Below are 14835 nucleotides of genomic sequence, written 5' to 3'. Positions count from 1 at the left end.
CCATTAATGATGGTGGTGTTGTGGATGAGGTTTGAGGTGGAATTTGGAGGAGTGGAGACGGGAGGGTTGAAGATTGCTGGAGGAGTAGGAGTCTTTGGAGCAGTGGGAGTGGTATTGATAATCTCTACAGTCGTAGGCTTCGAGAAGAGATTTTTGAAGAAGTTGAGGAGGGAGGAGAAAAAGGAGGGAGAGGAGCTTCCCTCAGCTGCGTAAGCTGGAGTGATTAGAAGAGAGGAGAAGGGAGAGTGTTTGAGGAGGAGGGAGAGGTAGGGTTTGAGGAGGAGGGAGGAGGTGGCTTCTCTCTTTAGTGGGATGGGAGTAGTTTCTTCTTTGGAGAGAGCCTTGGTGGAGTCAAAGAAAGAGCGGAGGAGAAGGAGAGTGGCTAGAAAAGAGAAAGAGATTTTATAGAAGCAGTGTTTCATTTTCCCTCGAGAATATGGAGGATTATATCACACTGAGAGACAAGAGGCCTGAACTTTTGGCCTCTTTCTTTTAAAGCACTCTCTCGCCTACCGTTCCTCCAATATGATCATCGTTCATGTGAACATATTTATGTTTTTCTTTATCGGCTTGAGCCATTTCCATAACCCGCTGAACTAAAATTTTTGGATCATCGCTAAAGACGACCTTATCATTTGGCCGGTGACTCTTGTCCATAATATTTTTAATTACTTCGTCCGTATCTTCCCAATCACCTGTCAAAACCCCAATCGGTTTAAGGTCTTCATAAGCAATAGTAAATTCATGAATAGTGCCAATTCGGCCTGGTCCGATGATAATTGCATCCGAGGAGCGAGTCATTAAAAGATCGCGACCGGAATAACCAAAGCCGGTATAAATAATTAAATCCATGTAATCTACCGGCAAGCGGTAAGTTTCTACGTGTTCCACTTCGTTTGAGGCCGGAGAGAGACCGAAAGACATTCCGCCTTCCTCCTTGGCCCCAATAGCCGCCCACAGTGGGAAACCGGTAGTGGCCCCACTAACTAAAATGCCATCCTGGCGAATAATTTCGCGGCCGATTTCTTTGGCTTTATCGTATGCAACCTGCCCGAGAAATCCCATCTCGGCTGCTCCGGAAACAGCAACTTTAATTTTCAAATGACCGTGTTTATCAATCGCCATAATTGTAAAAATTATATCAGAATTCCAGCATTACGCTCTCTCCTTCTCGGGGATGATAGGCCTGAAGACCAAGATAATCGCGCAGACGCTGAACTAAAAAGAGAGCCGACTTACTTTCTCCCATCACTACAAAAATTTTTTTAACGGTATCAGCAGTATTTTCCACAAATTCAATCAGGTGTTCGGAGTCCTTGTGAGAGGAAAACCCGTCAATCTTGGCGATCTGGGCTTTAATTTGAACATTCTGACCGAGAAGATTAATTGAGCGAGCACCATCTTCGATTTGACGGCCGACGGAGCCAGCCGCCTGATAGCCAATAAAGAGCAAGGTGTTTTTCGGATCGGAAAGATAATTAATTTCGTGATGCTGAATGCGACCGCCGGTGGACATGCCGGAGCCGGCGATAACAATTTTCGGATTAGGCGTACCTAAAATAGCTTTTGATTCTTCAGAGGTAGAGGTGAAATGGAGTTTCGGAAAATTAAAAAGATCGTCCCCTCTTTCAACGGCCGCGCGAGCCACGTCATTGAAATTTTGCGGATGGCGTTTATAAATTTCGGTGATTTTAATGGCAAGCGGCGAGTCAATATAGACTGGCACAACCGAAATCCGACCCTGCTCAACTAAATTATTCAATTCATAGATGATGATCTGGGCTTTTTCCAAGGAGAAAGTCGGGATTACCAGAACGCCGTTTCTTTTGACAGTTTCTTCAATAACATCTTCCAGTTTATCCCGTCGAAGGGTGGCTGATTCATGGTTGCGGTCACCGTAGACACTTTCCATCAATAGATAATCTGCATCTGTGATAGCCTCGGTGTCTTTTAAAAGTGGTGATGGGCTGTTACCCAAATCTCCAGTGAAGACGATTTTTTTGCCGTTATGAGTGAGTTCAATCATGGCCGAGCCGAGAACATGACCAGCATCTTTCAAGTAGACGGAAAAGCCGGGTAAAATTTCTGTCTGTTGGTGGTACGGTATGCTTTGCCAGAGGCTAATAGTCTTCTGAACATCTGGCATTTCATAAATCGGTAAAACTCCATTCCTTTCGGCTTCTTGGTTTAATAATTTGACACTATCTTCCAACATCAAAGGAGCTAATTCTTTAGTCTCAATGGTGGAAATTATGCGGCCTTTAAAGCCGTCTTTCACCAATTTCGGTATTCGACCTAAATGATCAGTATGAGCGTGAGTGACCAATAAGACGTCGATGGCTGCCGGATCAAAAATAAAAGGCCGCCGATTAATTTCTCCAGCATTCGGATCTCCCTGTTCAAGTCCGCAGTCAACTAAGATCTTGAATTTATCGCTTTCCAATAGAAAATTAGCCCCCGTTACCGAGTTAGCTCCACCGCAGAAGGTTAGTTTCAATTTTTCGTTCATTAATACCAGTAGTATATCTTAAATCAAAAAAGTTGTCAGAAAATAAGCCAGCAAACCGCCTAAAACGTCCATACTTAAATCAGAGATAGTGTCGGAAACGAAATATTGAGAGAAAAAACTGAAACCGAAATGATATTCGTAAATCTCCCAGAGAATACCGACTATTAAAATGTATAAAACAAATAGAACAAGTGTAGATTTCTTTCTGGGTAAAGGATTTTTAAATAGATTGGTGTAAAAATATACCCAACTAAAAAATAATGTAGCGCTCAAACCGCCTAAAAAGTGGACTGAAGCGTCAATCCAGCCGGTCTGCCAGTATAAATAAAAATGTTTAGAAAGATGATCGATACCTATGGTGATACCGATCAATATTAAGGAAAGAAGAAGGATAAAAAAAGATTTCATGGACTGATTTTTAGACTTTCATTATACCAAGAGCCGTTTGCCTTCCGGCAAACGGCTCTTCGATAGGATTATCCTCTGACATTTAGCCCAGCTTTATGCCAGGTGGGTGCCCTGAGGTGAAAACCAAGGTTCTCATCTACAAAATAGGCTCCCTGATTACGTTAGTAATCTAGACAATGTCTTTGAATAATCCTGCCCCCATTATTCTCCTCTCCAAAATAAATGCAAGTCTAGACTTTATTAAAAATTTATCTCCTGTTTTAGATAGAATAAAAATAAGAAATGCCGTCCGAATTCGTCCGGACGGCATTAAGACTGGCTCATCTGATTCCCTTATTTATTGAGAATTTTCCGACCACTGAAGAAGAGCGCTTGCACTAGAAATAGGGCGAGCCGTAGCACCATTCTGAATGTTGGCCAGGATGATTTGAGGGAACCTTTAGGAACAGCCCTTAAGAATTCCTTTCCTCTCTGCTTTAGTGGTTTAACTGCTTTTCTTAAATCTCTTTTGTATCGACGTTGGTCGTACATCTAAACCTCCTTTCAAGGTTTGTTAAGGTTCAAAATTCTTCTATATTATAGCATAATTATGATGTTTTGTAAAGGTAGCCCTAGAATTTCTTTATTCCAAAATCCCGTCCAGGTTAACATCGTAGAGAATCTCGTCCTGAACTAGGCGATATTTAGTCAATTCCTCATCTTTAAACCAGTGCTTAATTTCCATGTCGGCTTCTTCAACCGAGCCCGAAGCGTGAACCAAATTTCGAACCGCTCGGCCATCAGTATCTGACATCTGATACGAATCCAGAACAAAGTCTCCGCGGATAGAGCCGACGTCCGAGGTAAGAGGCTCCGTACCGCCAGTGATTTTTCGAACAATCTTCACCGCATGGGCGCCTTGCCAAACCATGGCAATAACTGGACCGCTGGTCAGATATTTTTTCAGCCCGTCTAAAATGCGGCCGGTGATTTCAAACGGATCCATGGAAGGCGGAGTTAGCCCTTTGTCTTGATAGCCTTTAATGGTTTTCTCGCCGGTTATTTTCCGCCAATTTAGGTCAAGAGTATAATGTTTTTCCACGTGATCGACGGTCGGCACCATCATCTTCATGCCAATCAGTTTAAGTCCCGCTTGCTCGTAGCGTTTAATGATTTCGCCGATTAAAGTCCTTTGAACTCCGTCCGGTTTTATAATTACTAGTGTTCGTTCTTCTTTATGATGTGGCATTTGTTTGCTCTCTTTTTAATACAGTAAAGCGTAGCGTATTATATTCTTGTAACTGTTCAATTACAACTTGATATTGAGGATATTTCTCTTCAAGCCTTCTGGCTAATTCATAAACGTGGCTCACCGTCTTAATATTAGGAGAAAGTAATCTAAAATTACCCTTCTCAAAATCAATATTCCCTTCTGTGGTCACTGGAAAAGCCTCCCCCCAGATTCCATGTTCTCCCAATTCATGTTGAATATTTTCCACCGCATCTTTTACGTCCTGATCCGTTACTTCATCAAAAGTCTTTTCGATAGCGGCAATATCAAATTCATCATATTTAAAAGCCATTTTAAAACTATAGCATGGGTGATGGCTTGGCTGAAATTGTCCGATATTTCTCCATGATTTTTTCTTCCACTTCTGCTCGTTGGGAGCCGAATTTTAAATACGACAGTTCCTTCAACTTATCCGTAATTTCCGGCTCACCTTTTGGCAGAAACCCAATTTGTTCAATACTAAATGGTTTTACTGGTTTACCGTGCGAGAGCATTTTAATATAAGCGTTATGATTATCCACGTTCATAAGATCGTGGGCACTGAAAATTGGCGCAAATTGTTTTTCCAGAAACTCGGCATCCTCGCTTCCAACTCGGAATGAAGCAATAGTACCGACGTTACCAAACACGGCATCTTTGATCTTTTCCTCAAGCTGCTTGATGAATTGATGAGCAATGGTAAGGGACAATTTGTATTTTCGAGCCTCGGAAAGGATGGTGGCAATTGAGTCGGTAGTAATATTCTGAAACTCATCAATATAGAGATAGAACGGCGGCAGGTCACGGCCCAGCGAATCTACGCGGGACAAAGCAGACATCAAAATCTTACCGACCAGAATCAGACCGATGAGATTGGCGTTAATATCTCCAAGTCTCCCCTTAGCCAAATTGACCAAAAGGATTTTACGATTATCCATGATCTCCCGAAAATTAAAGGAGGAGTGCTCTTGAGCAATAATCGGTCGCATAATTTCATTTGATAGAAAGACGTCAAATTTGGAAGTAATGTACGGCACAATATTAGCCAGTGACGACTCGCCTCCCGCCTTCTCGGCAATGTCACGCCAGAATTGAACAACGATTGGATTCTTGCAGCGCGAAAGTTTCATCTCACGAAAACTTTTCTGGGCTAAGACACGCGAAACATCCAGCAAGGTGTTACCGCTTTCCGGATCCTCAATCACCAGCATTGTGGCATTACGAAAATACTGCTCGAACATCGGACCGCCCGCCACTTTCATGTCAAAGAGCTTGTTGAAGATAGAGAGCATTTCATTGACCACAAAAGTTTTCTGCTCGGGATAGCGCGGATCATATTCCAGCATATTCAGAGCCATCGGCCTCGGAGTATAACTTGGATCAAAATAAACCACATCTTCATATCTTTCTGGTGGAACATTGGCTAACACTTCCTGAATATCGGAGCCGTGTGGGTCGATCATGCAAACACCGTCGCCATTTCGGATGTCCTGAATGATCATGTTCTTGAGAAAAGTAGTCTTGCCGGTACCGGTCTGGCCAACGGTGTAGAAGTGGCGCAGGCGATCTTCAGGTGACATAAAAATCTTGGTTTCCAAATTTCGGTGGCGATTGATACCGATCAGTATGCCGTCAGAAGCGAGATCAAGGGGGGCCGGAGCGGTGGCCGCACGGGCTGAACGCAGTTCGGCCGAGCGCACCGCTCCGGCCGGAAAATGCATCAAGGAAGTGGCCTCTTTTAAATTAAGCTCCATCTTTTCCTCTTTGGAAAAAACTCGAAAAGAAAAATCTCGAACTAGTTTGGCTAACTTCGCTCCATTCTCTTTTCGAAATCTAACAGTATTTCCAATCGTATTATCAAATTGATTGAAAGCGGATTGAATGTCGGAAAGGATTTCACTGGCCCGGAATTCTGTCTTAGCCGAGGTGACAATTCTTAAATTAACTTCAGCTACCGGACTGGAAATTTTAGCCTGAATATTTTCAATGGCTTTTTCGTCTCGAGGCGGTTTTTCTTCCTCTCTATTAGATTTGGCCAGATCCGTCGCCACATTCTTGCTAGTTTTAAAAAGTTCTCCCAAGAAACTGTGCTTGATATCAATAGCCTTCTTCAGTGGCACTCCCTTTTGAATCTCTCCTAGAGCCTCCTTATAATGAGCGGTGTAGTAATCGCCGGCCGGATTAAAAACGAGCTGAATGGCCGCTCCTTCTCCATGCTGCTCTAACTTGGAAAAAGTATTAAGGATAATATTCAGCGGATCATAATCAAATTGCTCATAAGTTTTTATCGGAAAGATGGGATTCTGGGATTGAAAGGCAAATGAGCCGGCAGTAGCGCCCAGATCGGTAAAAATATTGTAATCATTAGTCTGGAGAGTGATGGTGGCGCGAGGGAAAATGGAAAGTAATTGTTTTTCAAAAAGATCCCGTTTGGAATCGGGCACTGAAACGTAAAAAATAAATTCCTGACTGCCGATGGCATTAGAGAGCTCAATAGTAAAGAAATTTTCTTCGGCTCGCAGACTGCTCTGCTTCTCCGAGACTGAAAGCATGCCGGCGTAGAACTGCTCCATGGAGGAAAGTAATTCCTTCAATTGTTTTTGCTTTTCTTCTTTATTCTCCGCTTCGCTCGGCAGTGACACTTCATAAAGGGTGTGTCGGAGAGCTTTGGATAGAATTGTTTTCTCCTTTAAACCTTCCACAGGGAAACCCTCTTTAATGTATTCCACTAGAAAACGATGGAAGTCATCTTCAATGTGCGGATTGTTCAGTTTCTCCACAATCTGAAGAGCGTTCATTATCCCCTTCTCCTGAAGAATACCGAGAAGTTCAGCCATTTTAATGTCGTGAGTTTCGGGCACCAGATTCAAAACGATGGCGTCTACATGCGGCTCCATCAGAGCGTAACCCTTACTTAAAGTCTCTGCCGGAACCTGACTTTTGTAATCTTTTAACTCACTTTTAATAACCTCTTCGCGAGTAAATTGTTCCTTATTCTTAGATAATTCGCGCTCTTTCTGGGCGATTTTTTCGCGCAAATATTGAAGCTCTTCTTCCGGGGAAGAGAATTTTGTCTCCGCAGATGTCAAAGTAGGAGATTCCATTTGAAATATTATACCAGTTAAATAAAAAGACGGACATCAAAGGATGTCCGTCAATAATCAAAGATTAATCAATCATTCCGTTCCCGCGACAACCAGGAAGGAATTCCTCAGCTTCCCCGTTGTTTGGTGGCCGCCGCCGCTTGTTCTTTTTCAAAGCACTCTCAGTCTGTTTTGGCACAGTTTTGAGAAAGTTCTTTAGCTTTCGATAACTTGGCGGTCGAGAATTTCCTTTTCCGTTATCCATCCACGGTTTGAATTCCACTTCAGTAAGAAAATCTTGAGCTGAAGGAATGAACTTACCGCCAAAATCCTCCATGACGTGTCTTTCTCCTATGTCGCGAATGGAGTATTCCCTATTGTCTGAGTTTTTCCGGGTCTCACCGAATATGAGCGGCAGAATTGTTGTTACAAACCAAGTGTTGTGGGTGAGAGTGCGATGGCGCAAATCAGGAAAAGCTCCCCGACTCGAGTCAATGAGCTGATGAATCTCCAGATAATCTTCGGGCTTGCCCCCAAAGATTTTGGCGCTACTTCTAGCATGAATAATGGGTTTGGCCATAGATATGTTCTTTCTAAGAATAAGTTAGCATTGGAGCGATAAATGAGCAATGGGTAAAAAAATCGCCATAAGGGCGAGCGAATAGTTTGTCAATTAAATAAAAATCCGCAGTCATTTCTGAAAGCGGATTTAAGTTGCTTAAGAGGGAGCGTTGAGTTTATTGAGGGCCTCCAAATTGGTTTTGTCCCGAAGAATTTTTCTGGCTTCTTCCACGGTAAACCACCTGGTTTCTCTAAACTCAGCGGGGTTTACTTGGAAGTTAGCCCCGTCTGTTTCAAAGAGGTACCAGATATCGTAATGTCTTAAACAATCTGGTCGAGGATTCTCTAGTTCCACAATAGAAAGATGAAATGGTTTTGGCAGAGAAGAAAACTGATTTACCACTCTTAACTCCTCTTCAATCTCTCGATTGAGGGTTTGAAGTAGAGTTTCGTTTGAATCAATGTGACCGCCCGGTGCCAGCCATTGATCAGCCTTTTTGTGATGGACCAGAAATACTTTGCCCTCTTTTTTGTTGTATGGAAGAAAATAGAGGCTGAAATGCTCTCGTGCGCCCTCTTCTCGCAAGAATTTTCCTTCATTTAAAAGAGCGGCAAATTCTTGTTGAACTTTTGGGTCATATTCGGGAGAAGCGATGATTTGCGCAATCTCCTTTTCTAAATCTGGATGATGCATACCTAATGCGATATTAATTAGTTCTCTTTAAATTGCAAGTTTTAGATCGTTAGAATTTCTGGCTGGTTTTTTGTAACTACAATGGTGTGTTCAAAATGGCAACTTCGTTTGCCGTCCTTGGTGCGGAAAGTATAGCCGTCTTTATCCACAACTGTTTCTTTTGATCCTTCGTTTAGCATGGGTTCAATGGCGAGAACCATGCCGGATTTTAAGATGACACCCTCTCCGGGTTTGCCGAAGTTGGGAATAAAAGGATCTTCGTGAACGGCGAAGCCGACACCGTGGCCGCCGAGCTCTTCGGGGAGAGTGAAGCCGTGGCGCTTCGCCACGGCTTCGATGGCTGCACCGATATCGCCGGTGCGGCTTCCGGCCTTGGCGGCTTTAATCCCCGCCGCCAAGGCCTCTTTTCCGGCCGCTAAAAGCTTCTCGGCCGACTTATCGATTTTCCCTACTCCGACAGTTATGGCACTGTCCACAATCATTCCTTCATGCGAAATACCCATATCAAGGGAGACCACATCCCCTTCTTTTAAAATACGCTCTTCGCCTTCGTTCGGAATGCCATGCACGATCTCATCATTAATAGAAATACAAATAGAAGCTGGGTATGGTCGGTCGGCGCCATCGGGCTGATAATTGAGAAAGACTGGAATGACTTTATTTCTCTCACACAATTCATTAACTAAGTCGTTTAATTCCCGAGTCTTCACGCCAGTCGCGACGCGAGTAGCGACCTCTTTGAGAATTGCGGCAAGGATTTTTCCTCCTTGCCGCAATTTCTTGATTTCTTCCTCTGTTTTCAGCCTTACCATCGTCTATTTTAGATTTTCTCCAAAAGCTTTTTGAATGATGTCGTAGTGAACTTTCTCCGGCGTCTGCTCTCCGTTAACTTCAAAAAATCGATAATCTTTATTCTCCTTAAAATATTCCACTGCCGGAACAACATCTTTCTCAAACCAGTCCAGACGCCTCTTAACCTCATTAACATTAATATCATCAGCTCTGCCGCGCCGCTGGAGATGAGTTTCGGACCATTTTCTGTCAACATTCAAATAAATAACTGTCGTATTTTTTCTTCGATAAAATTTAATGGCGGAATCAAAAACCCTGGCTTCCGGCAGTGAGCGCGGCGCTCCATCGACGATAAGATGTTCACTGTCAGTGAAGTTTTCTAGAAGAATATTTGACCACATCCAGACCGCTAAAAAATCCGGCTGACGGTCGCCCTTGAGAGAAATGTCCTTGGCGAGTTTACTGGAAAAATTTTCTTTTTCCATGAATTCCCGAAATCGAGCGCCGGTTTCCAAATAAAAAATCAGATGCTCATCTTTATCATTTGCATTAATGTATTTATGTAAGAGGTCGGATTGAGTACCTTTACCACAACCGCTGCGTCCAATAAAAATAAAAGTCTGCGGAATCATAAAAATAGCTGATAGGTGTTAGGCATTAGCTTATACGTTAAAACATATTATCTTATTTCTAAAAGTTTTTCTATAAGCTATAAGCTAATGCCTATAAGCTATCCTCTAATACTCTCTCATTCCCAATTGGGCATCAAGCTTCTTCACTAGATCAAGAACGACAGAGACGGCAATTAAAAGAGCCGTACCTCCAATGGCCAAGGATTGATTGCCAGTAAAACCTCTAGCAACAAGCGGCAAAACGGCAATAACGCCGAGGAATAGAGCTCCCACCAAAGTGATGCGTGTCAAGACTTTCGTCAAGTTCTCCGAAGTAGAAGCCCCTGGTCGAACTCCCGGAATGAAAGCGCCGCTTTTTTGCAGATTGGTGGAAATTGACTCGGGATCAAAAGTGACAGCCGTGTAAAAGTAAGTAAAGAGAAAGACCAGCACGAAATAAGCAATGCCGTAGAACCACTGATTAGCCAGAAGATTTATGATAGAGGTAGAAACATTGGCTACCCAAAGATGTGAGGAAGTTTGGAGGAAACGGAAAATCATTTGAGGAAATAACAGAATGGAGAGAGCGAAGATAATCGGAATAACACCGGATTGATTGAGACGAAGAGGAAGATAGGTAGAAACTCCGCCATAGACTTTATTGCCTCTTACTCTTTTAGCGTATGTGACCGGAATGGGCCGTTCAGCTTCAGTTATCACTACCACTCCATAGACAATTAATAGAGCAGCGGCTAAGAATAATAGATAGACAGGAATCTGGGCCGGATCATAAGTGTAGGAGAGTTGAACTAAGTCTTGCGGCAGTCGGGCAACAATACCGGCAAAAATTAAAATTGAAACGCCGTTTCCCACTCCGAATTCGGTGATGAGCTCGCCAATCCACATCAAGAGAACAGAGCCACCGGTGATAACTACGATGTTAGTGACAAGTTGAAGAGTGTCGAGATGTGGCACTACGTTTTGCTTCTGAAAAAGAATCATGTAAGCAAAAGCCTGCAGTACGGCGAGTGGTACGGTGAGCAGTCGCGAGTATTGAGTGAATTTTCGGCGGCCGGCCTCCCCTTCTTCCTGATACATAGCTTTCAGACTCGGTGACATCATGGTGAGAAGCTGCATGACAATGGAGGCGGTAATGTAAGGGGCCACTCCGAGCATGATGATGGAAAGAGTATAGAGACCGCCTCCGGAGAAAATGCCCAAGAGTCCGAAGAAGGCATTGTTATTAAAGAAATTGGCGAGCTGAGTCTTATCAATATTCGGTACCGGAATGGCGGCCAATAAACGGAAAAGGACTAAAGCCACCAGCACGAAAATAATGCGGCGGCGAATGGCCGGATCCATGAAGACGGCTTTTAATTTGTCCGTGAATTGTTGCATTAGCTTATCTTTCCACCAGCCTTTTCTATTTTACTCTTGGCTCCCGCTGAAACCAAGCAGCCAGAGATTTCCACTTTCTTGCTGAAATCTCCGTCGCCTAGAATTTTTACCCGAGGAGTGCGGCCTTTGTAGAGACTGACAACATTCTTTTTGACTAAAGAGGAAGGGGTAATTTTTTCGCCATTCTCAAAAACTGCTTCCAAAGTGGTGAGATTTATAATTAAGGGTTTTTCCTGAATACTTAAGAAAGAGTTTTTACCGCGGCCGCGTCGTTTTGGCAGTTTCTTGATGATGTCGCGCATTTCCGGTCGCAATTTGCGCCCAGCGCGAGCTTTCTGGCCTTTGGTGCCACGTCCGGCAGTCTTACCACGTTTGCCGCCGCGACCAACTCGGGCCGATTTCTTATTTTTATGAATTCTTTTTAATTGATTTGATTGCATGATAGTTAGGCAGCCACTTTGGAAACTTTCAGGGTGTTAAGAGCTTTAACCGCGGCTCGGGCGTTATTGAGTTTGTTTTTAGTGCCCGATCGAAGTTTGGCAGTGACGTCTTTCAGGCCGGCCAAATCAATAACGTCTCGGACGGAGCTGCCGGCGGTAATTCCACGTCCGCGAGCAGGCATAATTTCTACGCGAGCGCTGGAATACTTTGCGTCAACTTCGTGTGGAATGGACATTTCTTTAGTAGTCCGAATGGTAATCATATTTTTCTTGGCGTTTTTCAGGGCCTTTTCAATGGCGAGAGAAGTATCTCCGGCCTTACCGGTTCCTACCCCAACCTGACCTTTGCGATTTCCAGCCACTAAAGCCACGCTGAAACTAAAACGTCGTCCTCCGGCGGCCACTCGAGTAACGCGGCGAATAGCAATGATACGCTGATCAAATTCCGGACGAGCTCTGGGCTCGCGGCGAGGCTTACGTTCGTTTTTCTGACGAGGGCCGCGGGAAAAGCCGGGGGCGGATGAAGAGCCGCGACGATTGCCTTGGTCGCGGCTCGGCGCGGCCGAAGCGGCGGAAGAATCGGTCGTCGCTACAGTTTCTTGGGCTACCGCTTCCTCCTTCGTATTTAAATTTTTATCTTCATCATTCATGTTAATGCCGTCGTAAACTCCTAGTTAATAGAGTTGTAATGTTTAATTAAATATTAAAATTTCAAACCACCTTCTCTGGCTCCTTCCGCCAAAGCTCTGACTCGACCAGTGTAAACAAAACCACCGCGATCAAAAACGGCTTTCTTGATTTTCTGGGCTTCAGCTTTTTTAGCCAAATCTTCACCAACTTTTCTGGCCTGTTCAGTCTTGCCCTTTCCTTTCACCTTCATAGAAGATGAGGTGGCAAGAGTCTTCCCTCCCTCATCATCAATCAATTGGGCATAAATGTATTTGTTTGATTTAAAGACCGAAAGTCGAGGCATGCTTTTAGTGCCAGAGACTTTGGCTCTGATTCTCTTACGTCGTCTATTTCTTTGTTCAGTCTTTGTTTTCATTATTATTAAACAGATTTCTTGCCTTGTTTTCGTCTGACCACTTCCTTTTCATATCGAATACCTTTACCTTTATATGGTTCGGGCTTTTTCATGGCACGGATTTTGGAAGCAAACTGACCAACCAGCTCTTTGTCCGCGCCGGAAACAGTTAAAATATTTTTATCAACCGTCACCTTTAATTCGGCAGGAATTTCCACTTTTATCTGATGAGAAAAACCGAGATTTAAAACCAAATTAGTGCCGGAAACTTCGGCTCGGTAACCAATGCCCTCTATCACTAACTTCTTAACGTAAGGATTATTTACGCCTTCAATCATATTGGCGAGATGTGATGCATAAGTGCCCCAGAGAGCCTGCGTTTCCAAATCTTCTTTAGTAGGCATTAGGGTTACGTTTTGGCCATCAACTTTAATCTCAATTGCGTCACTAAACTTCTTGGAAAGAGTGCCTTTCGGACCCTTAATATCAACAAAGCCTGAAGAAACTTTTACTTCAGTATTAGATGGAATTTGAATGATTTGTTTGCCGACGCGAGACATATAAAAAAATTATGACGTTATTTATAGAATTCTATTAATTACCAAATTTTAAACAAGGCTTCTCCTCCCACTTTTTCCTTCCTAGCTTCTTTATCAGTCAAAATACCTTTGGGAGTAGTCAGAACGAGCATGCCAAAGTTTGATCGAACCGATCGGATTTCCTTAGCTTTTTGATAAACTCTTTTGGAAAATTTTGAAACTCTCTCGACTCCGGTAATTCTAGGTTTTTTCCCGTCTTCATAAACTAAGCCGACTTCAATTGATTTCGTAATTTTCTTGCCTTTTTTGTTTAGACCTTGAACATATCCTTCTTTTTCCAAGACTTCTAAAACGGCACTGCCTATTTTTGAATAAGGTAAAGTAACCGTTTCATGGCCGGCCATGTTGGCATTCTTGATTTTAATGATGAGATCAGCAATTAGGTCGCGCATGATTGTAAAATAATTACCAAGAAGACTTCTTAATCCCCGGAATCTTGCCTTCGTTGGCGGCTTCACGGAAACAAATACGACAGAGAGCGAAATCTCGCATGTAGCCATTTTTTCGGCCACAGCGAAAGCAGCGTCGGACTACTCGACTTTTGAATTTTGGCGGACGAGCCGCTCTAGCTTTTACGGAAGTCTTTGCCATTTAGGAACTTGCGAGCTTGTTTATTTGATAAAAACAGCCCAAAAATGGGCGTAAAATCATCTTATCAGAGGGAGAAAGGAAGTCAAATAGAGGGTTGAAAGCTGATTTTTGTGTGATAAGGTGACCAGAGATGAAAGTTCTTAACTGTGAAGTTGTATGGTATCAATGGCCAGATTTCACCATTTTGGCCTTAATTTTCTTCGGAATAGTCCTCCCGATTGACTGGCTGGATAAACATTCGGGCACTGGTCGCTCCTAGAGCGACTTTTTATATTAAGAGAAACGGCGCCTTCGGCGCCGTTTCTAATTATTTAGTTTGATTGGCTTCCGTCTTACGGAAGACAAATCCGAGACTTTCCAAGAATTTTTCGGTCTGTTTCTTATCTTTTGAAGTGGTAACGATCGTCACTGCCAAACCAAAAACATCTTTCAATTCCTCATCAGAAGTTTCCGGAAAAATAGTGTGCTCTTTGATACCGAGAGTAAAATTTCCCAAATCGTCCAGAGCCGAAAGTTTCACTCCACGGAAGTCACGAGTTCGCGGCAAGGAAACATTCACTAATTTCTCCAAGAAGTCGAACATTCGCGGACCGCGCAAAGTTACTTGGTAACCAATCTGATCGCCTTGTCGAATCTTGAACGAAGCTACCGATTTTTTGGCCGCTCGAGGCGAAACCTTCTGGCCGGAAATTTTAGTCAGACGGTCGGCAATCAATTCTTTTTTCTTTGGATCCTTAATGGAACCGGTAGCGGAAGAAAGAACAACCTTCACCACCTTCGGCGCCTGCATCTTGTTCTTATATTTAAATTCCCCTTTCAGGGTGTCGAACATTTTATTCTGTTTTTCTTTTACGGTTGGCATGAATCTTATAGGAG

Annotated in this window: 19 protein-coding genes; all 19 read right to left on the bottom strand. The window is 43.4% G+C overall.

Annotation, left to right across the window (positions count from 1 at the left end):
* A partial coding sequence (locus VFA52_03940; GenBank protein ID HZS43337.1) for a hypothetical protein occupies nt 1-422 on the bottom strand: 422 nt, incomplete at its 3' end.
* 70 nt (nt 423-492) lie between these two features.
* The gene (locus tag VFA52_03935; protein HZS43336.1) at nt 493-1125 is read right to left on the bottom strand and encodes a hypothetical protein; all 633 of its coding nucleotides are present in this window, start codon (nt 1123-1125) and stop codon (nt 493-495) included.
* A 16-nt stretch (nt 1126-1141) separates the two neighbouring features.
* The gene (locus VFA52_03930) at nt 1142-2509 is read right to left on the bottom strand and encodes an MBL fold metallo-hydrolase (protein HZS43335.1); all 1368 of its coding nucleotides are present in this window, start codon (nt 2507-2509) and stop codon (nt 1142-1144) included.
* 18 nt (nt 2510-2527) lie between these two features.
* Nucleotides 2528-2917, bottom strand: a complete 390-nt coding sequence (locus tag VFA52_03925; GenBank protein ID HZS43334.1) for a hypothetical protein — start codon at nt 2915-2917, stop codon at nt 2528-2530.
* Nucleotides 2918-3539: 622 nt separating this feature from the next.
* On the bottom strand, nt 3540-4145 hold the full coding sequence (locus VFA52_03920; GenBank protein ID HZS43333.1) for a nucleoside-diphosphate kinase: 606 nt from the start codon (nt 4143-4145) through the stop codon (nt 3540-3542).
* Complete coding sequence (locus VFA52_03915) at nt 4132-4479, bottom strand: hypothetical protein (protein HZS43332.1); 348 nt, start codon at nt 4477-4479, stop codon at nt 4132-4134. Before VFA52_03915 ends, VFA52_03920 begins: the two co-directional genes overlap by 14 nt.
* Before the next feature lie 7 nt (nt 4480-4486).
* Complete coding sequence (locus tag VFA52_03910) at nt 4487-7270, bottom strand: TraM recognition domain-containing protein (GenBank protein HZS43331.1); 2784 nt, start codon at nt 7268-7270, stop codon at nt 4487-4489.
* Between the two features lie 64 nt (nt 7271-7334).
* Nucleotides 7335-7829, bottom strand: a complete 495-nt coding sequence (locus tag VFA52_03905) for a hypothetical protein (GenBank protein HZS43330.1) — start codon at nt 7827-7829, stop codon at nt 7335-7337.
* 138 nt (nt 7830-7967) lie between these two features.
* Nucleotides 7968-8504, bottom strand: coding sequence for an NUDIX domain-containing protein (locus tag VFA52_03900; protein ID HZS43329.1), 537 nt, complete (start codon nt 8502-8504; stop codon nt 7968-7970).
* 41 nt (nt 8505-8545) lie between these two features.
* Nucleotides 8546-9316, bottom strand: coding sequence for a type I methionyl aminopeptidase (map, locus tag VFA52_03895; protein ID HZS43328.1), 771 nt, complete (start codon nt 9314-9316; stop codon nt 8546-8548).
* A 3-nt stretch (nt 9317-9319) separates the two neighbouring features.
* Nucleotides 9320-9928, bottom strand: coding sequence for a nucleoside monophosphate kinase (locus VFA52_03890; GenBank protein ID HZS43327.1), 609 nt, complete (start codon nt 9926-9928; stop codon nt 9320-9322).
* 105 nt (nt 9929-10033) lie between these two features.
* Nucleotides 10034-11305, bottom strand: coding sequence for a preprotein translocase subunit SecY (gene secY / locus VFA52_03885; protein ID HZS43326.1), 1272 nt, complete (start codon nt 11303-11305; stop codon nt 10034-10036).
* On the bottom strand, nt 11305-11745 hold the full coding sequence (gene rplO / locus VFA52_03880; protein ID HZS43325.1) for a 50S ribosomal protein L15: 441 nt from the start codon (nt 11743-11745) through the stop codon (nt 11305-11307). The genes secY and rplO overlap by 1 nt, the downstream gene beginning before the upstream one ends.
* Before the next feature lie 5 nt (nt 11746-11750).
* Complete coding sequence (locus tag VFA52_03875) at nt 11751-12395, bottom strand: 30S ribosomal protein S5 (protein HZS43324.1); 645 nt, start codon at nt 12393-12395, stop codon at nt 11751-11753.
* A gap of 53 nt (nt 12396-12448) precedes the next feature.
* Entirely contained in the window at nt 12449-12790 is a 342-nt protein-coding gene (gene rplR / locus VFA52_03870) for a 50S ribosomal protein L18 (GenBank protein HZS43323.1), read from the bottom strand.
* Between the two features lie 5 nt (nt 12791-12795).
* The gene (gene rplF, locus VFA52_03865) at nt 12796-13329 is read right to left on the bottom strand and encodes a 50S ribosomal protein L6 (GenBank protein ID HZS43322.1); all 534 of its coding nucleotides are present in this window, start codon (nt 13327-13329) and stop codon (nt 12796-12798) included.
* A gap of 38 nt (nt 13330-13367) precedes the next feature.
* Nucleotides 13368-13760, bottom strand: a complete 393-nt coding sequence (gene rpsH, locus VFA52_03860; GenBank protein ID HZS43321.1) for a 30S ribosomal protein S8 — start codon at nt 13758-13760, stop codon at nt 13368-13370.
* 13 nt (nt 13761-13773) lie between these two features.
* A complete protein-coding gene (locus VFA52_03855; protein HZS43320.1) occupies nt 13774-13959 on the bottom strand; it encodes a type Z 30S ribosomal protein S14 in 186 nt (61 codons plus the stop codon).
* A 307-nt stretch (nt 13960-14266) separates the two neighbouring features.
* Complete coding sequence (gene rplE / locus VFA52_03850; protein HZS43319.1) at nt 14267-14821, bottom strand: 50S ribosomal protein L5; 555 nt, start codon at nt 14819-14821, stop codon at nt 14267-14269.
* Between the last annotated feature and the right edge of the window lie 14 nt (nt 14822-14835).

Source organism: Candidatus Paceibacterota bacterium, from assembly GCA_035652395.1.
Taxonomy (GTDB): Bacteria; Patescibacteriota; Minisyncoccia; order Phycocordibacterales; family CAJBRS01; genus JADGRH01.
Note: the sequence above shows the minus strand (reverse complement) of the source record. Positions and strands in the feature narration are given on the sequence as shown.